Below are 18,596 nucleotides of genomic sequence, written 5' to 3' on the forward strand. Positions count from 1 at the left end.
ATTGAAAAGTAACTAACCCATCTTTAGGCTAATTTACTCTCCATCTTTCGATGCTACAGCTTTTGCTGCATTTACATTGAAAGAAAGTGTGGTTCCTGTTACTTTATGTGGGCCAACTCCTCGTGATGATACCGTAATAGTGTATTGACCGATGTTCACATCAGAAGCAGAGGCAGTTACAACGTAATGATCTCTGTTTTCCTCATCTTGCTGAACATTGAAGCTTAGTCCTGAACTAGTTAATAGTCTGGGAGCCTCAAATTTGGTTCTTTTAGAGATTTTTGATCGCACAATCCAGAGGTCAAAAGATGCCTCTCCGTCTTGATCAATGTTGATTACATACTCTTGAGCATAAATTTTAGCTCCTTTTTTAGGTGCTTCAAAATTTTGCCCAAAAGCGAATGTCGTAAGGACTATAAATGAGAGAACAGCAATAAACTTTTTCATAATCGTGAGTTTTTTTTGTTATACAAATGACACGAAATGCTATGAGCAATGAATGATGCTTTTTGCTGAGTTGATTGAAAAGTTATTGAATCGTAGAATTACCTTATTGAACTGTACTACTTATTATCCAGGAAATCGATCAACGACTGTATTTTGGAATCTGTTGAAATTTCAGAGTACTGTTTTAGAGCATTGATCATATAGGAAGGTACTTCTTCATTTTGATCAATTCGGGTGATAATATCAGCTAGTAATTGCGATAGTTCTTTCAATTCTGAAAAATCAGTTGTGGTTGTTTTGTCTACTGAATCATTGGCGCATTTTGTGTTATAAGTTGTCACGATATAGTCAAGCTCGTTAGGATTGATCTCTTTGTTTTCAAGTTGGCGTGTTAAAATTGGACAGTCATTTAAGTATTCAGTCAAGATATTTCTGAATCCAATATTCCCAATTTCCAAAGCCTCATCATCTTTGTAGAGTACGCGTGTTTCGAAATTTATTTCCTTTTCCTGTCTGGTCAGATAAAGACTCAGGGAACCTTTTGTCACTACCTGTGCCATCACCTTTCGGTTGGAATAAGCAATTGGCTCATAGGCTTGATCATCCATTCTGACTAATTTCACCTGATAGGCTTTAAATGTAGTTTTTCCATTATCATTTTTAAGCTGAACCTCATCGTAAAAAGTACTTTGATAGATATCAATATCACCTTTTATTGTATCGCCTTTAAGTGTAATTAAATAGTCCTCCTGAGCCATTGAGACCATTGTTGAAAACAAGAATAGAAAATAGACGAAAAACTTCATGTTGTATTTTTTTGGCTAAGATATTTCAAATCAAATTGTAACAAAGAATAGATTTTTAATACAAAACATGAAAAAATAAAACCAACTTGGCTTTTCCCCGTTTGTATTTTTCATACATTTAATGAATTAATAAAATTCAGTGAAATGAAAGGAACAAATCTTGGCGAGTTTGAGGAGGTTGTGCTTTTAACCATTGCTTCACTTATGGATGAAGCATATAGCGTAAACATCGTGGATGAAATAGCCAGTGTGACCGGAAGAAAAACAAAGTTGGGAGTGGTACATGCAGTGCTCAAGCGATTGGAGGATAAAGGACTAATTAACTCAGAACTAGGAGAGCCTACCAAAGAGAGAGGCGGTCGTCGAAAGCGATTTTTTACGGTTTCACATACCGGAAAAGTGGCATTGATGAAAGCTAAAGAACAGCGCGATAAACTGTGGAGTAAGATTCCTGAACTTGTTTTTCAAGAAATCAAATGAGCAAGCAGTTTAAAGGGCCACCACGATGGATGGATAGAATTATTGAATTCTACTGTCGGAAAGATCTACTGGAGGATCTTCAGGGTGACTTACATGAATACTATTTCCGAAACCAGGAGAAGAGCAGGCAAAAAGCCAATCTGATTTTCTTTCTGGATGTGCTCAAATTCTGCAGACCATACACCATTCAAAAACCCAAAATACTAGGACAGATGACATTCTTAAATCTAATGGCTAACTACTTTAAGACCAGTGTGCGAAGCATTGCCAGAAATAAACTTTTTTCCTCTATTAATATCATCGGATTGGCTGTTTCCATGTCGGTAGGACTACTGATGATCACCTATATCGGAGAGACACTCACCTTTGATGAATTTCATGAAAAAAAGGATCGGATTTATAGGGTAACATCGACCTACCAAAGTGTATCCAACGAAGACCCATTTGATTTAGCATCTACTTCGATATTTATCGGAGAAAAATTGAAGGAAGCGTACACAGGCTTTGAAAAAGTGCTCATTATGAGGCGTAACTTCAGCGCTGATATTGCCAAAGGGGAAAATATTATCAATGTAAGAGGGCATTATTCCACACGGGAGTTTTTTGATGTCTTCTCATTTGAATTGAAGTCTGGGGATCCCTCCACAGCATTGGTTGAACCTAATTCAATTGTGCTAACGGAAAAAGCTGCCAGAAAACTTTTTAAAGATGAGGATCCGGTTGGTCAGATAGTTACGGCAGGTGAAGACAGCTACACAGTTACAGGTTTAATGCAAGAGGTACCACAAAACTCTCACATTCAATTTGAAGCGCTGGCTTCTTTTTCCACCATTGCAAATGAGCACAGAGACGATGAGAATTCATCTTTCTTTACCTGGCGCAGTATCTGGATGAACTATGTTTACCTGGTCTTAGAAGAAGGAGCCACACCAAATCAGATCAATAGCAGTCTTGCAGAAATTGCTTCTCAGGAAAATGCCAAAACGGATAGATACACGATTACACATGAGTTGGAAAGTCTCATGGATATTGTTCCTGGCAGAGATTTGTCCAATCAAATCGGTCCGAGTATCAATTGGGAAAGCATCTACCAGCTTCTTGGGCTGACGTTGATCATCATTCTGTCAGCGTGTTTCAATTATACGAACTTGTCTATCGCCCGTGCTTTGAGACGTGCCAAGGAAGTAGGTATCAGAAAAGTAGTTGGGGCCTCCAGATCACAAGTATTGGCTCAGTTTGTATTCGAGGCAATTCTTATAGCCATTTTCGCTCTGGTAATAGCTGGTGGTCTTTATCTACTTATTAAGCCGGAGTTTGTCTCGTCCGTTGTGGATGAGGAAAACATAGGTATGCAGTTTAAATGGATGAACCTTTTTTACTTTCTACTTTTCGCTATTGCTATTGGATTTGTTTCAGGAATTCTACCATCACTGGTACTTTCCAAACTTAAGGCTATTTCTATTTTAACCGATGCGACTAAGCTGCGAATGTTTAAAGGAGTCAATTTACGTAAAGTCCTGATCGTCTTTCAGTTCGCTATTTCAATGGCATTGATCATTGGAGCTACCATCACTTACCGACAATACAATTTCTCTATTAACTACGATCTCGGTTTTAATACAGAGAATATCCTGAATATGGAGTTGTTCAGGAATGATTCTGAGCTACTAATGACAGAGCTCGCCAAACTACCTGAGATAAAAGAGATGTCTCGTTCCGGTATGATCCCGAGTACGGGAGAGATATGGGGAGATGAGTTGAAGTATAAGGATCCGATGGATTCCGTATCCATCTATTTCAATCGGGTTGATAAAAATTATCCGGGTGTCCATGGCATGAAATTTCTGGCAGGCGGCACGTTCCCGTATGATATGAAAGAGGGTGATAAGGATCCTAAATTCATCATCATAGATCGGTCCCTAAGTGAACGCTTTGGATTTGACAAGCCGGAGGAGGCACTGGGAGAGGTGCTTTATCTTCAAAGAAGAAATGAAGACGATGTACCTGTTCAGGTTTCCGGAGTGATTGAAAACTATCAATATCAAAATTTAGCAAGTGATCCTGAGCCCACAGCCCTTATTCAAGGAGGAAAAGATGACCTGTATCACATCAACATGATCGTAAGTTCAACCGATATTATAGGCCTGATGGATAAAATGGAAGAAATATGGACAGATGTAGAGAAGGTACATCCCTTCACAGCGGAGTTTCTGGATGAGCAAATACAGTCATCGTATGCTCACTATAAAGTGATGTTTAGGATATTCACCTTTCTGGCCATACTAGCTATTGCGATCTCGACGATGGGATTGCTAGGAATGGCTGTTTTTACCACAGAGACTCGAATAAAAGAGGTCAGTATTCGCAAGGTGCTGGGAGCGACCGAGCAAAACCTAATCATGATTTTATCCAAGAGTTTCATGATTATGCTATTCATTTCTGCGTTAATAGCGGTTCCATTTACTTACTTCTTTTTCACCGAATACATTTTAGGTGAGTTTAAGAAACGCATTGACATTGGTCCAATGGAACTGTTGCCTGGGGTAGTACTTATTTTCTTAATAGGATTTTTAACCATTAGTTGGCAGACCATGAAGGCTGCAAAGACCAACCCTGCAGATATGCTACGGGATGAATGAATCATTCACCATGTTTCGGAATAAAGAATTTAAACCAAAGAATACCGATGACAGAAGCCAGAAAAGAGGCAATTAGAATTCCGATTTTGGCGCTATTTATCAATTGCTGATCATCAAATGCCAGATCTGCAAGAAAAAGTGACATGGTGAACCCGATTCCGGCCATAACAGACACTCCACCAATGGATTTTAGGCTACTGTTTTTCGGAGGATCACTGATTCCTAGCTTTATCATGAGCTGGCTTAAAACGGTAATTCCAACAATCTTACCAACCAACAATCCAAGGATAATACCCATGGTAATAGGGTTGGTCAGAATATTTATTTCTCCATCGATCGTAACGCCTGCATTGGCAAGGGCGAATAGCGGAATGATGAAATAGGAAACCAGAGGTTCAAGCTTACTTTCCAAATATTGAAGAGGGGTCATTGCATGTCTGATCCCTTTTTCAATATCCAGCATCATTGTGTGCTTCTCTTCAGAAATGAAAGGCCCATCTTTTACTTCCGTTTCAGGATACTTATTAAACCAATAGGTTAGCTTCTCTTTAAATTGGTCGCGTTCTACTTTAACCCTTGCAGGAATGGCAAAGGCAGCCAGTACGCCAGCGATTGTTGCATGAATACCGGAAAAGAGTATGGAAGTCCACAAACCAAAAGCCCCCACGATGAAATAAAACCATCGATTTCTAATACCGATTAAGTTACCGGCAATCATAAGCCCAAGAAATATGGATGCATATACAAGGTTGACCACTGAAATATCAGGGGTATAAAAAATTGCGATTACCAAAATGGCTCCAATGTCATCGACAATAGCCAGGGCTGTGAGAAAGACTTTCAATGCCAGAGGGACTCTGGAACTCACGATAGCCACCAGTCCAAGGGTAAAAGCAATATCTGTTGCCATCGGAATGCCCCATCCGTTTTCTCCCGGAGCATCATAATTAAAAATCAAATAGACTGCTGCAGGTACCAGCATTCCACCCAATGCAGCAGCAGCCGGAAGTGATGCTTTTTTCCAGGAAGACAGGTCTCCGCTGATGATTTCCCGCTTTATTTCAAGTCCTATAACAAAGAAGAAAATGGCCATAAGACCATCATTGATCCAATGATGAACACTTTTATCGACGTTGAAGTCTTCAAATCCAATGATCAGGTGACTTTTCCAAAGTGCATGGTAGCTGTGCGACCATGGAGAGTTGGCCCATATCATAGCAATTATCACCATAATGATGAGCAGAACACCAGTGGCAGTTTCACTTTTAAAAAGCCTTCTGATAGGCTTAACTAATCGATCAACTGGTTCTTTTTTCATTCTTCATCCTCTTTTGAGCTTTTAAAATAATTGATAGAGGCGTATTTAATGATGGAAACAAATAAAACGCCACCTATAATATTACCAATTGTTGTGTACCATTGAAAATGGATGTAATCTCCTATGGAAATATCTGGAGATGAAATCAACCCGGCAAACACCTCAATGGATCCAACTATTGAGTGATGCAGATTACCCAAACCAATGATGAAGGTGATTAGAATTACAATGAATATGCGACTAATGGTTTCTTGAGAAGAAGTTACCAACCATGACAATAGCCCCATTAACCACCCTGCAAGTAATGCACTTCCAAAAATCACCCAAGAATCGTATTTAATCATTTTATGTGCTATGTGATAATACGATTCCAGTTCGATTACCTCAATTGGAGGTGTTAGCACTACAAGCAATCCACCAATAATGTATCCACCTACCAGGTTTCCAAAATAGATGATGCCAAATAATTTTAGTAACTGGGGGATTCGCTTATGTCCGTTAAGTACTGGGAGAACCGCAAGTGTGGTTTGCTCTGTAAATAATTCAGATCGTCCAAGCACCACCAGCACAAAACCAATGGGATAACCTAAGGCAAGTGCGAAATGAAGTGTAGTGGGATCTCCATCCCCCAGATAACTGTAAATGATAGCTATGACATAAAGACTAAAACCGATTTCCATACCCGCTGCAAGTGCGGAAAAGAACATGTTTCGGCTGGATCGATTGTATTCTTCCAGTCCAATTTTTATCTGCTCTTGTAAAATATCACCAATGGGTTTTGGCTCATTGCTTACATCTCTTACACGCTTTGGCCGATAGATGATTTTCTTGATTTTGTCAATCGTGCTATTCATTTACTATTTGTTTATTCTTTAAGTCAACGACCACAGTGCTCAATTGTGAGAATTTAAAGTTAGGAATCTTATTTTGTTTAATTATTAATTAAAAAGATTAAACAAAATAAAATAACAAGAAGTTACTAGGCTATAATTTAAAAGTTGAGAAACTATGAATACAACATTAGCCGCAACCCTTCAATCAGGTGATTATGTAGGGTTTACATTCTTTATTGGCAGTATGGCCATGTTAGCAGCAACCGTTTTCTTCTTTTTAGAAATGAAAAGTGTAGACGGTAAATGGAGAACTTCACTTTTAGTGTCGGGTCTCATAACTTTTATAGCAGCAGTGCATTATTACTACATGAGGGATTATTGGGTTCAAAATGGCACCTCACCCACTGAATTTCGTTACATCGACTGGATCTTAACTGTTCCTCTGATGTGTGTGGAATTCTATCTCATCTTAAAAGCTTTTGGGGCTAAAATAGGCCTGTTATGGAAGATGATTTTTTACTCATTATTCATGTTAGTGACAGGATATCTGGGAGAAACTGTTTTTAGAGATAATAGTGCTCTATGGGGTGCAATATCAACATTAGGATATCTTGGAATCTTTTATGAAGTATGGTTTGGATCGGCAAAACAGTTATCTAAAAGTTCTAACGATCCGATTTTACAAAAAGCTTTCAATACGCTTGCATGGTTCATCTTAGTTGGCTGGGCGATCTATCCAATTGGATATATGACCATCGAGACTGATGGATTATTGAGTGGTGTGCTTTCTTCCGGTTCTTTAGATATCATCTACAATATTGGTGACGCAATCAATAAAATAGGATTCGGTTTAGTCATATATAGTCTTGCTGTAAGCCAGTCTTCAAAAAGGGCAACAGCTTAAAAGCAAATATGAGCGGAGTGTGAGTGCATTCCGCTCTTTTTGATATGATTAGAATTATTCAATATGGAATAGCTATTACACTTGGGTTTGCATACCTGACAATAGACGTTAATTCACAATTGGTTAATTCTTTTTGTTTAATCCTCATCCTACTTTTCGGCATTCCGCACGGTGCAGTTGATCACCGAATTCACCTTTCGACCTCAAAAGACACAAGCGTACTGAAATACATATTGAGGTATGTCCTAATTGCCGCTGGATATATTCTTTGGTGGCTCCTTGATCCTACTAAGGCATTATTCATATTTATCTTATTATCTGCTTACCATTTCGGTCAAGAGCTACTTGAGGATAATAAAATCAAAAATTCAGATGTATGGATGCGAATGATCTGGGGATTAATGATCCTTGTTGCTCCAATGATTTACCACATAGAAAGTATCTCAGGTTATCTGAATGTGGTTACTCAAGGTGAATTGCCGGACTTTGGTTTCTGGCGATATATAGTTCCCTCGGCAATAATTTTATTTGCTATTGGCAGTATCCTACTATTTAAGCGCAGAGGGATTGAAAAGAAGAGTATTCATCAGCTATCAGCATTTCTTGGATTCATCATAATCATTCATGTGCTGCTCCCATTCGTGCTAGCTTTCACTTTATATTTTGTGCTCTTCCATTCTTTAAATGCATTCAAGCATCAATACAAGTGGCTGAAGTCCAAAAAATCTAATTACGACATAAGTCGTTTTGCAGGAGATCTGGTTGGATTTAGCTTATTGGCCATTTTGGGAATACTCAGTCTATTATGGTTTTTAAAACCTGAAAGTCAAACTACTCTGATTACATATTTTTTCATACTCATTTCGTTGATCACACTTCCTCACGCTATTACCCTGGATCAGTTTTATAGATTTAGGAGTCAGCCTCGATTATCAGGTGGATTGAAATAATGTCCTTTCCATTTTTTACTTTTCTGTTATGAACAGAGAAGAAGCAAAAGAGATTTTGACCTCAATGACGGAGGGAGATAGCCTATTACGGCATGCCCGAACCGTCGAATTGGTAATGGAAGCTTATGCGGAAAAGTTTGGCGAAGATGCAGAGGAGTGGGCCGTTACAGGCATGTTGCATGATGCGGACTATGAAAAATATCCTGATGAACACCCCAATCGAATCGTGGCGCTTTTACGTGAAAAAGGGGAAGAAAAGATTGCTCATGCTATTTCGGCGCACTATACCAAATGGAATGTCCCTTATGAAACAACGTTGGATAAAGCCCTCCTTGCATGTGATGAATTGACCGGATTTATCGTGGCTTGCTGTCAGGTACGACCGGAAGGAATCGAAACGCTCACGGCAAAGTCTGTCAAGAAAAAACTTAAGCAAAAGAGCTTCGCGGCGAAGGTGGAGCGTGATGAAATAGCAGCAGGGGTGGAAATGTTGGGTGTGGATATGACCGAACACATTACCTTTATTATAGAGGTTCTTAAAAAACACAAGGAAGAACTCAACATTTAAAATACACAATCATGAAAAAGAAGCTTTTAATTGGCCTGGGAATACTAATAGTTGTACTTATTGCGCTTTATGCTTTTATGAATAATCGCAACCGGACATTGAGTCCTCCCGGGCAAGCCGAGCTTATCTACAATGGTGATACGGTCGTGGTGAATTATTCTCGACCATCTGTTCGTGATAGACTCATTTTTGGAGAGGAAGAGGAAGGTGCTTTACAACCCTACGGCTTTTATTGGAGGCTGGGTGCCAATGAACCTACCGATATAACTGTGAGCTACGACTTCATGTTTGGCGATACTGAAATTGAAGCAGGTCAATATGTGATTTATGCATTCCCTCGCAAAGGAGAAATGGAACTTAGACTTAATTCAGATTTAAGGTTTTGGGGATATACAGAACCAGACTATTCTCAAGATTTAGCCACGGCTGTCGTTCCTCTGACTCAGAGCGATCATACCGAGCAGTTTACCATTACAGCTGAATCAGGTTCATTAGGAGCTACATTGATATTTAACTGGGGTACATATCAATGGGAGCTTCCTTTGGAAAGACAATAATTTAAAAGATACTGTCTCAAAGGTCTTTAAATTAGAATGTCATTCTGACGAAGGAAGAATCTCCTTATAATTTGTGCTTAAAGGCATTAAAGAACGAGGGATCCTTCACTAATTCAGGATGAGAGACCTTTGAGACAGGCTTTTTATTTAAAAATCATATTGAATCGTCACCTGTAAACTTGGATGACGTTCCACTATTCCACCGGCGCTTGCATGTTGGTGAAGGTAAGCCAGTTGAATGTTTCCGTTTCCTACATTTTTTCCGACACCTAGGTAAATCCAGTTTTGATTGTAAGTTGCTTGTCTGAAGTTACTGTCGGTAGATACCCACAGCTCATCAAAAATATGGATGAAGTAGTCTTCGTTGATCGGTTTTCTCAGAGTCAACCGATACCTGAAACGGTTGCTGAAATTATATCCGTCTTTTGTAATCTCCCCGGTAGAAAGATTTTGTGCTTGATTCTGCTGGAATCGATGTTCCATTCGGTAGCGATGTGAGAGAGTCGTTTTCCCGAGTGATTGATTTACAGTCACTTGTTCCCAGAAATTGTGTTCTGGAAGTGTAGCCAATAGTGGGTATTTGCCATAGGGTTCAGTACTGATGTAAGAGTAACCAGCAGTATAAATAACACTTTCACCCGGCTTGAAATTTACGAATGGACGAAGGATGAATTGCTTTTGATCACTAAACCAATCTGTTCTCCGTATATGAACTTCATTACCCACCGTCCATTTCTCGTTGATTTCATAATGATTCAACAAAAGGAACCAAAACTCCGGGTCACCATGAATGTCGTCCTGGGCTTTCGAATCAAAACAAGTAATGAAAGTAAGTATTAGTAGTAGAGAAATTTGTTTCATACATTCAATTTTGGCGCAAATCTAAAAATTAAAGACTAGCTATCATCCTTTCCCAAATCTCTTCCAACCAATCTTCGTGCTCAGGCTTCATCAAAGACGACCTTAAGCATACCAAATATTCGGAATCAACATCAAATTCAGGATCATCGAGCTTAGAGGTAGGATACTTGTAAAGCGATAAATAAAGATTTTTATCCTCAGCTTTTTTAAAAAATGCATGAGTCAGTTCTGACATTTTGCTCGTGCTTTCCCCTTTTATCGCCCAAGTCACGATATCTGTTTCCGGTTGAACAATCGGGAAAAAATATTCATTTGAGTCCAGTTTCTCATATAATTTCAGTGCTGCACTCCTTGACTTTTCCAGATCTTTGGCAAACTCCCCATTTTCTACAGGTGGCATCAGCTGATGAGTAGCCCACAGTGCTACGGCAGAGGCACCAGCACGCGAACACTCCAGACTTATTTCTCCTAAATGCAATTCTTCAGATGTGAAGTAGGTATAGGGCGAATCATGAATATAGTACTTAGCTACTTCCGGATTTTTGAAAATCACACATCCACAACCGTAAGGTTGAAGCCCCTGTTTGTGTGGGTCTATTACAATGCTATCCACCCGGTCAATGACTGAATATTTGTTTTTGGTTTGCTCTGTGAGATTAGATAATAGCTTGAAATAACCACCGTAAGCAGCATCTGCATGAATTCTGAAATCGTATGTTTTCTGTAGTTCTAAAATTTTATCTAAAGGATCGACAGATCCTAGCCCGGTGGTACCCATGGTGCAGACAACCGTTCCCACATCACCTTTTTTCAATTTTTCCTCAAGCGCTTCAACATCAATTCTCCCTTGATGGTCAGTGGCAACTTTGTCAAAGTTGAGTTGCAGTACTTCTGAAATGCGTTCATGCGTATAATGTGCCTGGTCAGAAGCGATGATTTTTTTGTCCGGATGAATCTTGCCAGATGCCCAGAGTGCTTCCAGGTTGGCCATGGTTCCACCTCCTGTTAGATGTCCCAGGTGCTCATTCCATCCAAACATGTTAGCAAGATCAGCAACTACCTCTTTTTCCAATGGCGAGCTGGCTTTGCTCCCGTCCATGGCGTGATTGTTTGGATTGATCCACATGGCCATCATGTATGCAGCTTTGGCAATCGGATGGGGTGGTTTCAGCATTTGCCCGGCAAAAAGTGGATGAAAATAAGGGTAGTTATTCTGCATTTTTTCTGCTGCTTGCAGAATGACTTCTTCCATCTTTTTTGAATCATATGATTGATCTAAATCAGGCAAATCAAATCCGGATTCTAACTTTTCGATTGCTTTGGAAAGCAGCTGTATTGATTCTTTTTCTAGTTTCATTCGTCAAAATTTGCGTCATCGCAAGCTTGCGAAGCGATCTCAAAGACAAGATTACTTCATTCGTCCTTGCCTTTGTCGGCAGGCAGGCTCATTCACAATGACAATGTAAATTACCCCTCAATCCACTCCACTTTATCTTCAATAGGTTTCTTTTGGACAACCCGATCAGAAGGTTCGCAATATCCCATATAGAAAAAACCAATACACGTCTCGTTTTCCTTCATCTCTACATGTTCGCCTAAAAACTTGCAAAGAGCCGGGCTACTCCAGTACCCACCCAAGTCATATTGGTCCAATGAGATCCATATATTTTGCACAGCACATGCTACTGAGGCAATCTCTTCCCATTCAGGTACCCGTTCGGCAGGATCGCGGTGAAGAATTATTGCTAAAATAGCTCCTGCCTGTTCCGGCTTTAATTGGATCTTTTTGATTTTAGAAGGATCCGCATTCGGTGTAATATCCTGGTATTTCTGTGCTAGGAATTGACCCAATTTCTTTTTTGCTTCTCCTGTGAAAACCTTAAACCGCCACGGTTCCGTAAGTCTGTGAGTAGGGGCATGGTTGGCATTGAGCAGGAGTTCTTTCAGAATTTCTTTCGGGATGGGCTTATCAATATATTGCAAGGGATAGACTGATCGGCGCTTGCGAATGATTTCATTTACATTACTCACTATAGAAAACTATTTAAATGACTAAATCTAACAACATCCTAATCACCGGAGCATCTACGGGAATCGGATATGACCTGGCAAAGATATTTGTTAGGAATGGTTATCAAGTATTTGGTAGTGTCAGAAAGCAAGCCGATGCAGATCGATTACTTGAGGAGTTGGGACAGGACTTCAGTCCTTTGATTTTTGATGTGACTGATTATAAAGCAGTTGAGAAAGCAGCGAAAAGGATGGAAGGTGAAATTGGTGATGAGGGGTTAGGATGTCTGGTGAACAATGCAGGGATTGCCGTAGGAGGACCTTTTGTAGATCTAAAGATGGAGGACTTCAGGCAGCAATTTGAAGTCAATGTTTTTGGTTTGATAAAAGTCACGCAGGCATTTTTGCCATTATTAGGTGCAAGAGAAAATCATCCTACCGCTCCTGGAAAGATCATGCAGATTTCTTCTGTGTCCGGACGAATGGGGATGCCTTTTGTTTCGCCTTATGTAGGGTCAAAGCATGCAGTAGAGGGTATTACCGAAAGCTTGAGGAAGGAACTGCTTATGTACGGAATTGATGTAGTATTAATAGAGCCAGGACCTATCAAAACACCTATTTGGGAAAAGTCAATGGATCCGCTTTTTGACAAATTTAAGAATTCCGTTTACCTACCAGTAATGAAAAAATCACATGAAAAATTCATGGGGCCGTCGATCGAAAATGCCTTATCTGCAGAAAAAGCCGCCGGGATTATTTTTAAAGAATTTGAAAAGAAAAGATCAAGTACGCGCAAGGTGATTATTGCTCAGAAATTCAAAAACTGGACACTTCCGAGACTATTACCTACACGGACTGTTGATAAATTTCTCGGAAAAGCCCTCGGGCTTATAAAATAGCTTTTTGTAAAACATCTTAGCTTTAAGTTATGAAATTTGGAAGCGTAGAAAACCCCGAAGAAATTGACTTTACCCTACCGGACGATCATCACGATACCGAAAAAGTGTTGGCTAAGGGCAAAGGGCTCCAAAGTGTCTTTGTAGGGTGTGCTAAATGGAACCGTCAAGACCTGAAAAAATTCTACCCCCGAGGCACCAAAGATGAATTAGAATACTACTCTACTCAGTTCAATTCAATAGAACTCAACGCTACGTTTTACAATCATTTTCGAACCGAACAGATTGAAAAATGGGTGGAAAAAACTCCTGAAGATTTCAAGTTCTTTCCCAAGGTCCATCAGATGGTCAGTCACATTAAGCGACTGAATGAAGTAGAAGAGCCGATCAAGCGTTATACCACAAACATTCGCGCTTTCGGAGATAAGTTGGGCATGTGCTTTCTACAGCTTCATGACAATTTCAAGCCTAAGAATATGGATCGTTTGATTACTGCTGTGAAGTACTGGCCTGAAGATGTTCCATTGGCAATTGAATTGAGAAATACGGAGTGGTTTAACGATGCGGAAGTTGCTAATGAAGTGTATGCGCTTTTTGAAAAGTACAATGTCTCAAACATAGTGACAGATACCGCCGGAAGAAGGGATCTCCTACACATGAGATTGACCACACCTTCCGTATTTATACGCTATGTTGGAGCCAACCATGAGAGCGACTATTCGCGCCTGGATATTTGGTTGGACAGGGTTAAAAAATGGGCTGATCAGGGAATGGAGAATCTGTACTTTTTCGTACATCAAAACCTAGAAAAGGAGTCTCCTGTACTCTCAGCTTATTTCATCGAGAAGTTGAATAAAGAGTTAGGGTTAGATCTTACGATTCCTGTAGGGCAGGAATAAAAGATAAAAGCATTGAATAAGTAAGACAACTGTTTAAAATACTAAGAGGCGGTCATTCTGAATTTATTTCAGAATCTCGCCTCTAGGTGTCTATCATAATTAACTAGAATAGTTAACCTTTTCAGCCACCATCCCCGCGACGTTCTTGTTTACGCTCTTTTCGCTTCTCTCGCATATTCATACGCTTCTGATTCACCTCTTCCTTAATGATTTGTAATTCGGCGAACTGATCCTCTGAAAGTATCTCAGCTACTTTAGCTTCTCTTTCATCCAATAGATCTGCATGCGCTCGCATCTTATCACTACGTGATTTTGATTCGTTTTTCCTTAGTGCCTCAAATTCAGGCTTCATCTCTTCGCGAAGGTCCTTCAGGTCATTTACCTGTTCATCTGACAAGTTCAAACGCTCTTTGTATTCTTCGATTTTAACTTCGGCCTTTTCCCTCATTTCCTCTCTTTTGCCCTGGGCGAAAAGAATGTTAGCGGCCACTAGCAGTCCAATAATCAATCTTAATTTTTGCATCATCTAAAATTTTAGTTTCTACTTAGATGACGTTTGCCAGAAAAGGTTTAATTGGTAAAGTAAAAAAACCCCGAATTCGGGTCTTGAAGGTTAATGAAAGGCTTTAGTTCTTTGAGAAAAAACATTTATGAAAAACAGAGTTAAAAACTTACTAGCACTTTTTATTATCACCTTATTATTTCTAAGCTGTGAAGAGGAAGAAGGAATTGAAGCCTGTGAGCCGCCATTCTCCAATATTGAATTAGATGCATATTCGATAGACGGAAATAGATTACCGTATACTGAGTCCTTTGGAGTTGGTAATTCACTCACCTATGAATCAATCACATTAAACGTAAAAAGTGATGGTACATGGAGAAGCACTGTTCGAAGTACTCAGACAGTTTCCGGCGATTCAAAAGATGTAACGGTGAATCAAAATGGAACATGGGAGTGTGGTCAACTTTCGGTAACCTTAAGAGATGATGAGGGGGATGAGGGTGCCGTTCTAAGCTGGGACTTTTCTGTCGGTCAGACCTCCACCGGACCTATCAAAAACTATAGAATTAGATTCGATAATATCTCTTCAGAGATTTTGTTTTTGTGGGATGAGCCTCTTTTAGACTAGATAATTTATAAAAATGAAAAGTCTCAAATGATATAGTTCATTTGAGACTTTTCATTTTGATGGTTACTCAAATTTCAAGTGCTTCACTGACTCACCTGAGTTACTTAGTTCCATCAGGGAATCGATTCCAATGTCTAGGTGATTCTCAACAAATTGAGCGGTTACTTTTTGATCGCTTTTTGAAGTTTTTACACCCTCAGGTGTCATCGGGTTATCTGAAACAAGCAGTAAGGCTCCCCTTGGAATTTTGTTTGCAAACCCTACGGTGAATAGTGTAGCCGTCTCCATGTCAATGGCTGACGCTCGAATTTCTTTCAGGTAGTTTTTGAAATCCTCATCATGTTCCCATACCCTGCGGTTGGTCGTGAATACCGTACCTGTCCAGTAATCGAATCCTTTAGCTTTAATGACGTGAGAAACGGAACGCTGCAATCGGAAAGAAGGCAGTGCAGGAATTTCTTGCGGCATGTAATCATCAGAAGCTCCTTCGCCTCGTATTGCTGCGATTGGAAGGATCAGATCACCTAACTTATTCTGTTTTTTCAATCCACCGCACTTTCCAAGAAAAAGCACCGCTTTAGGCATAATTGCCGAAAGCAAGTCCATGACGGTTGCAGCCATTGCGCTTCCCATCCCAAAATTGATAATCGTGATATCATCATGGGTGGCCGTCTGCATTGCACGCTTCCTGCCTTTCACTTTTACATTGAACTTTTCAGCAAAAAGGTCAACATAATTCTGGAAGTTCGTTAGGAGGATATACCTGCCAAATTCATCTAATTCTGTACCCGTGTACCTGGGTAACCAATCGTCTACTATTTCTTCTTTTGATTTCATTGGCGGCAAAGTTACATACTTATCGTATTGAGGCGATCCGAAACTTTCAAATTGCATACTTCCATTACTCATTAAAAGTTTTTAACTTGAATGAATGGATTCACCGCCTAAAGTCTGTGTCATTACCGGCGCAGCACACGGAATAGGAGCTGCCACAGCTCACTTAATGAGTATTCGTAGTGGGATGAACCTGGTTCTTTCGGATCAGGATAAAGAAGGTGCGGATGCGCTAATGCATCAATTAAACACTGCGCGCCCTCGATCTTGCATCGCACTTGGTACGGATGTTTCTGATCCCAAACAGATGTCACAATTGATGCGAGCAGCCTATGACCGATTTGATCGGCTGGACATTTTGATAAATAATGCAGGTGTAGGGCCCAAAAAATTGGCAAAGACAGCTGATACGGATTTAGATGATTGGAACCGGGTCGTTGGCGTAAATCAAAGTGGTGTTTATTACGGGATGAAATATGCCATTCCGTATATGCTGGAACAAGGAGGGGGTATCATTGTAAATGTAGCATCATTAGCAGGATTGAAGTCGGCACCAAATAACATTTCATTTGCTGCAAGCAAGCATGCTGTAGTTGGGATGACGAAAACTACTGCTTTAGAATACGGACGAAGTAACATTAGAATAAATGCTGTTTGCCCCGGATATGCTGAAACACAATATCTGGATCAATTACATGCCACAAAGCCTCAGCTCAAAGAACGGCTTTTAAAAGCTACACCTTTAGGTCGATTTGCCAGTGTGGATGAAATAGCTGATACCATTTATTGGTTATGTTCAGATCAGGCAGCTTTTATTACCGGAGAAACACTAAAGATAGATGGGGGGATTTCGCTGTAAACCTTAGGGCTTTGATTAGTGACGGTCAAACAAAATTCATTGATTCAAAATCAATATTATGAAAGGGATTATTGCATTTTTATTCGGAGTACTTACCCTGTCAGGCTTTAGTCAGGATGATAAACTAGTGGCTGCAGGTGTACTACCTTACACAGTGAAAAATGACACTGTTTACTTATTACTAGGCTATGATGCGGATAAACCCGGATGGACGGATTTTGGAGGGAGTAGAGAAATGGTAGGAACCCTGGATAACGAACAGCGTCTGGAAACTCCACGTGAAATTGCTGTTAGGGAGTTTTTTGAGGAATGCCGAATGGTATATGAAAAAGAAGAAATCAATCTCAATTTCAGACCCGAAGCTTACATCACGGCTGTCAATGGTGTTTATCGTAGCTATGTTGTTAAGATTCCTTATAAACCGCGTGAGGAGATCAGGCAAGCGCTAATTCCGGTAAATGAAAAGTTTGACATTTTTAATGAAAAGAAAGATTTCTATTGGATTTCCCTTAATGAATTAAAATCGGTGATTCGCTCCGGGGAAAAATCGCTTTCAAATTCACCCAATCAGGGAATCATTTACAAGCATTTTTACAATACTCTGAATAAGGTGCTACAGGATGATGAATTGGATTACTTTTTTGTGAGGGATTAAACCCTACACCGTCCTGAGAATCTCTTCATTCGTTTTAAAAACCGAAGGCAGCAGATACTATTCCAAATCATTTTAAACGAAACATTTATGATCTAGGGAACATCAAGAGGCAAGAAAGAAAGTAAACCTGACAGGGTTTTAAACCCTGTCAGGTTTGTTCAGATTTGAAAAGGATCGTATTATGATCAAAATGAGACTTTCAGAATAAAGCTGCACGAGGCAGCTTTTAAAGTGGAGTCGTAGAGGACCGAACGTAAAGAATTGATCCAGTGGATCATTTTAGTGAGGGAACGGGGGCGCCTAGCCAGGTTGCAGGGGAGGCCCGGAGACGGGATTACTCGTACACACACGGCATGCGCTCAGCCCCTCGTGAATTCGACCTCATTCTTCGGTCTCATTTCAGGACGAGTCATTTAAAACAAAAAAGGCCAACCTATTGGTCAGCCATTTTTTTGTTTTTAGTGGAGTCGGAGGGATTCGCTATTCCCATTGCTTAAGTAAAGATTCAATGTTAAGTAGGTCTACTTCGGAGTATTTTCCGTTTCGTTTACTCAACAGTTTGTAATTCCGAACAAACTTGATTCGTTTCATCTTTTTAGGATGTTGAAAATCAAGCTTGTCAACAAGCAATAATACTTTTGAGAAATAAGAGTATCTAAGTTCATATTGATCTTTAAACCCTTTTTTCTTTTTTGTAACAATTGCTCCTTTTACACTAAGCTTTTCGTTGATGAACCTTTCAATCCGTTCTAAAATTATCTTTTCATTATTATGAAAAGTTATAACGGGACTGGGTAGTTGATTCTTATGAATTTTATTCAGTTGAATCGAACCATCAGCATCAAAAAATCCTGATATATATCCCCAATTCATGAGTGAAATATAACAGATCTCATTGAAAGTCATCTTCCAGAATTTCTTCTGGGATTGGACTATGTCATCACCTGTTC

Annotated in this window: 21 protein-coding genes; 11 read left to right on the top strand and 10 right to left on the bottom strand. The window is 39.8% G+C overall.

All coding sequences use genetic code 11. The features are described 5' to 3' along the window. Positions 1-33: 33 nt before the first annotated feature. Both ACQK2H_RS05970 and ACQK2H_RS05975 read right to left on the bottom strand, forming a co-directional pair. On the bottom strand, positions 34-447 hold the full coding sequence (locus tag ACQK2H_RS05970) for a hypothetical protein (RefSeq protein ID WP_425390543.1): 414 nt from the start codon (positions 445-447) through the stop codon (positions 34-36). 116 nt (positions 448-563) lie between these two features. After that, a complete protein-coding gene (locus tag ACQK2H_RS05975) occupies positions 564-1,253 on the bottom strand; it encodes a hypothetical protein (protein ID WP_425390544.1) in 690 nt (229 codons plus the stop codon). A gap of 144 nt (positions 1,254-1,397) precedes the next feature. Between ACQK2H_RS05975 and ACQK2H_RS05980 the strand changes: the two genes are divergently transcribed. After that, a complete protein-coding gene (locus tag ACQK2H_RS05980; RefSeq protein WP_425390545.1) occupies positions 1,398-1,733 on the top strand; it encodes a PadR family transcriptional regulator in 336 nt (111 codons plus the stop codon). Beyond that, positions 1,730-4,372: an ABC transporter permease gene (locus ACQK2H_RS05985; protein ID WP_425390546.1), complete on the top strand. Its 2,643-nt coding sequence runs from the start codon at positions 1,730-1,732 to the stop codon at positions 4,370-4,372. Before ACQK2H_RS05980 ends, ACQK2H_RS05985 begins: the two co-directional genes overlap by 4 nt. Before the next feature lies 1 nt (position 4,373). Here ACQK2H_RS05985 and nhaA read toward each other — a convergent pair whose 3' ends face one another. Together nhaA and ACQK2H_RS05995 are read right to left on the bottom strand one after the other, a co-directional pair. Then, a complete protein-coding gene (gene nhaA / locus ACQK2H_RS05990) occupies positions 4,374-5,690 on the bottom strand; it encodes a Na+/H+ antiporter NhaA (RefSeq protein WP_425390547.1) in 1,317 nt (438 codons plus the stop codon). Further along, a complete protein-coding gene (locus ACQK2H_RS05995) occupies positions 5,687-6,544 on the bottom strand; it encodes a formate/nitrite transporter family protein (protein WP_425390548.1) in 858 nt (285 codons plus the stop codon). The genes nhaA and ACQK2H_RS05995 overlap by 4 nt, the downstream gene beginning before the upstream one ends. A gap of 154 nt (positions 6,545-6,698) precedes the next feature. Here ACQK2H_RS05995 and ACQK2H_RS06000 point away from each other — a divergent pair, with 154 nt between their 5' ends. The 4 genes from ACQK2H_RS06000 to ACQK2H_RS06015 are packed head-to-tail and all read left to right on the top strand — an operon-like array spanning position 6,699 to position 9,502. Then, positions 6,699-7,427 (top strand): bacteriorhodopsin-like, encoded by a 729-nt coding sequence (locus ACQK2H_RS06000; protein WP_425390549.1) that lies wholly within the window; start codon positions 6,699-6,701, stop codon positions 7,425-7,427. Positions 7,428-7,471: 44 nt separating this feature from the next. Continuing rightward, positions 7,472-8,377 (top strand): Brp/Blh family beta-carotene 15,15'-dioxygenase, encoded by a 906-nt coding sequence (locus tag ACQK2H_RS06005; RefSeq protein WP_425390550.1) that lies wholly within the window; start codon positions 7,472-7,474, stop codon positions 8,375-8,377. A 28-nt stretch (positions 8,378-8,405) separates the two neighbouring features. Further along, complete coding sequence (locus ACQK2H_RS06010) at positions 8,406-8,945, top strand: HD domain-containing protein (protein ID WP_425390551.1); 540 nt, start codon at positions 8,406-8,408, stop codon at positions 8,943-8,945. 11 nt (positions 8,946-8,956) lie between these two features. Beyond that, a complete protein-coding gene (locus tag ACQK2H_RS06015) occupies positions 8,957-9,502 on the top strand; it encodes a DUF2911 domain-containing protein (protein WP_425390552.1) in 546 nt (181 codons plus the stop codon). A gap of 147 nt (positions 9,503-9,649) precedes the next feature. Here ACQK2H_RS06015 and ACQK2H_RS06020 read toward each other — a convergent pair whose 3' ends face one another. The 3 genes from ACQK2H_RS06020 to ACQK2H_RS06030 all read right to left on the bottom strand — a co-directional run bounded on the left by ACQK2H_RS06020 (position 9,650) and on the right by ACQK2H_RS06030 (position 12,394). Beyond that, positions 9,650-10,363 (bottom strand): DUF2490 domain-containing protein, encoded by a 714-nt coding sequence (locus tag ACQK2H_RS06020; protein WP_425390553.1) that lies wholly within the window; start codon positions 10,361-10,363, stop codon positions 9,650-9,652. A gap of 28 nt (positions 10,364-10,391) precedes the next feature. Further along, positions 10,392-11,720: a pyridoxal phosphate-dependent decarboxylase family protein gene (locus ACQK2H_RS06025; RefSeq protein WP_425390554.1), complete on the bottom strand. Its 1,329-nt coding sequence runs from the start codon at positions 11,718-11,720 to the stop codon at positions 10,392-10,394. A 110-nt stretch (positions 11,721-11,830) separates the two neighbouring features. Continuing rightward, on the bottom strand, positions 11,831-12,394 hold the full coding sequence (locus tag ACQK2H_RS06030) for a nitroreductase family protein (protein ID WP_425390555.1): 564 nt from the start codon (positions 12,392-12,394) through the stop codon (positions 11,831-11,833). A gap of 17 nt (positions 12,395-12,411) precedes the next feature. On the opposite strand from ACQK2H_RS06030, the gene ACQK2H_RS06035 reads away from it, so the two are divergent. Continuing rightward, the gene (locus ACQK2H_RS06035) at positions 12,412-13,272 is read left to right on the top strand and encodes an SDR family oxidoreductase (protein WP_425390556.1); all 861 of its coding nucleotides are present in this window, start codon (positions 12,412-12,414) and stop codon (positions 13,270-13,272) included. A 29-nt stretch (positions 13,273-13,301) separates the two neighbouring features. Next, positions 13,302-14,168 (top strand): DUF72 domain-containing protein, encoded by an 867-nt coding sequence (locus ACQK2H_RS06040; protein WP_425390557.1) that lies wholly within the window; start codon positions 13,302-13,304, stop codon positions 14,166-14,168. 121 nt (positions 14,169-14,289) lie between these two features. Here the strand turns inward: ACQK2H_RS06040 and ACQK2H_RS06045 are convergent, their stop codons facing one another. Beyond that, a complete protein-coding gene (locus ACQK2H_RS06045) occupies positions 14,290-14,691 on the bottom strand; it encodes a hypothetical protein (RefSeq protein WP_425390558.1) in 402 nt (133 codons plus the stop codon). A gap of 127 nt (positions 14,692-14,818) precedes the next feature. Here ACQK2H_RS06045 and ACQK2H_RS06050 point away from each other — a divergent pair, with 127 nt between their 5' ends. Continuing rightward, complete coding sequence (locus tag ACQK2H_RS06050) at positions 14,819-15,298, top strand: hypothetical protein (RefSeq protein WP_425390559.1); 480 nt, start codon at positions 14,819-14,821, stop codon at positions 15,296-15,298. Between the two features lie 63 nt (positions 15,299-15,361). Here the strand turns inward: ACQK2H_RS06050 and ACQK2H_RS06055 are convergent, their stop codons facing one another. Beyond that, positions 15,362-16,135 (bottom strand): AMP nucleosidase, encoded by a 774-nt coding sequence (locus tag ACQK2H_RS06055; RefSeq protein ID WP_425390560.1) that lies wholly within the window; start codon positions 16,133-16,135, stop codon positions 15,362-15,364. Between the two features lie 94 nt (positions 16,136-16,229). On the opposite strand from ACQK2H_RS06055, the gene ACQK2H_RS06060 reads away from it, so the two are divergent. Beyond that, positions 16,230-16,991, top strand: a complete 762-nt coding sequence (locus tag ACQK2H_RS06060) for an SDR family NAD(P)-dependent oxidoreductase (protein ID WP_425390561.1) — start codon at positions 16,230-16,232, stop codon at positions 16,989-16,991. A gap of 58 nt (positions 16,992-17,049) precedes the next feature. Continuing rightward, complete coding sequence (locus ACQK2H_RS06065; RefSeq protein ID WP_425390562.1) at positions 17,050-17,646, top strand: hypothetical protein; 597 nt, start codon at positions 17,050-17,052, stop codon at positions 17,644-17,646. Positions 17,647-18,126: 480 nt separating this feature from the next. Here ACQK2H_RS06065 and ACQK2H_RS06070 read toward each other — a convergent pair whose 3' ends face one another. Further along, on the bottom strand, positions 18,127-18,519 hold the full coding sequence (locus ACQK2H_RS06070) for an LAGLIDADG family homing endonuclease (protein WP_425390563.1): 393 nt from the start codon (positions 18,517-18,519) through the stop codon (positions 18,127-18,129). Between the last annotated feature and the right edge of the window lie 77 nt (positions 18,520-18,596).

Origin of the sequence: Ekhidna sp., from assembly GCF_965228795.1 — a bacterium.
Lineage (GTDB): Bacteria > Bacteroidota > Bacteroidia > Cytophagales > Cyclobacteriaceae > Ekhidna.

Bases quoted from the DNA above. Each gene is read 5' to 3' on its own strand.
- ACQK2H_RS06000 (WP_425390549.1), top strand. From the start codon at position 6,699: ATGAATACAACATTAGCCGCAACCCTTCAATCAGGTGATTATGTAGGG.
- ACQK2H_RS06060 (WP_425390561.1), top strand. From the start codon at position 16,230: ATGGATTCACCGCCTAAAGTCTGTGTCATTACCGGCGCAGCACACGGA.
- ACQK2H_RS06045 (WP_425390558.1), bottom strand. From the start codon at position 14,691: ATGCAAAAATTAAGATTGATTATTGGACTGCTAGTGGCCGCTAACATT.
- ACQK2H_RS05995 (WP_425390548.1), bottom strand. From the start codon at position 6,544: ATGAATAGCACGATTGACAAAATCAAGAAAATCATCTATCGGCCAAAG.
- ACQK2H_RS06040 (WP_425390557.1), top strand. From the start codon at position 13,302: ATGAAATTTGGAAGCGTAGAAAACCCCGAAGAAATTGACTTTACCCTA.
- ACQK2H_RS06065 (WP_425390562.1), top strand. From the start codon at position 17,050: ATGAAAGGGATTATTGCATTTTTATTCGGAGTACTTACCCTGTCAGGC.
- ACQK2H_RS06010 (WP_425390551.1), top strand. From the start codon at position 8,406: ATGAACAGAGAAGAAGCAAAAGAGATTTTGACCTCAATGACGGAGGGA.
- ACQK2H_RS05975 (WP_425390544.1), bottom strand. From the start codon at position 1,253: ATGAAGTTTTTCGTCTATTTTCTATTCTTGTTTTCAACAATGGTCTCA.
- ACQK2H_RS06070 (WP_425390563.1), bottom strand. From the start codon at position 18,519: ATGAATTGGGGATATATATCAGGATTTTTTGATGCTGATGGTTCGATT.
- ACQK2H_RS06050 (WP_425390559.1), top strand. From the start codon at position 14,819: ATGAAAAACAGAGTTAAAAACTTACTAGCACTTTTTATTATCACCTTA.
- ACQK2H_RS05970 (WP_425390543.1), bottom strand. From the start codon at position 447: ATGAAAAAGTTTATTGCTGTTCTCTCATTTATAGTCCTTACGACATTC.
- ACQK2H_RS06020 (WP_425390553.1), bottom strand. From the start codon at position 10,363: ATGAAACAAATTTCTCTACTACTAATACTTACTTTCATTACTTGTTTT.
- ACQK2H_RS06015 (WP_425390552.1), top strand. From the start codon at position 8,957: ATGAAAAAGAAGCTTTTAATTGGCCTGGGAATACTAATAGTTGTACTT.
- ACQK2H_RS06025 (WP_425390554.1), bottom strand. From the start codon at position 11,720: ATGAAACTAGAAAAAGAATCAATACAGCTGCTTTCCAAAGCAATCGAA.
- ACQK2H_RS05985 (WP_425390546.1), top strand. From the start codon at position 1,730: ATGAGCAAGCAGTTTAAAGGGCCACCACGATGGATGGATAGAATTATT.
- ACQK2H_RS06055 (WP_425390560.1), bottom strand. From the start codon at position 16,135: ATGAAATCAAAAGAAGAAATAGTAGACGATTGGTTACCCAGGTACACG.
- ACQK2H_RS06035 (WP_425390556.1), top strand. From the start codon at position 12,412: ATGACTAAATCTAACAACATCCTAATCACCGGAGCATCTACGGGAATC.
- ACQK2H_RS05980 (WP_425390545.1), top strand. From the start codon at position 1,398: ATGAAAGGAACAAATCTTGGCGAGTTTGAGGAGGTTGTGCTTTTAACC.
- ACQK2H_RS06005 (WP_425390550.1), top strand. From the start codon at position 7,472: ATGATTAGAATTATTCAATATGGAATAGCTATTACACTTGGGTTTGCA.
- nhaA (WP_425390547.1), bottom strand. From the start codon at position 5,690: ATGAAAAAAGAACCAGTTGATCGATTAGTTAAGCCTATCAGAAGGCTT.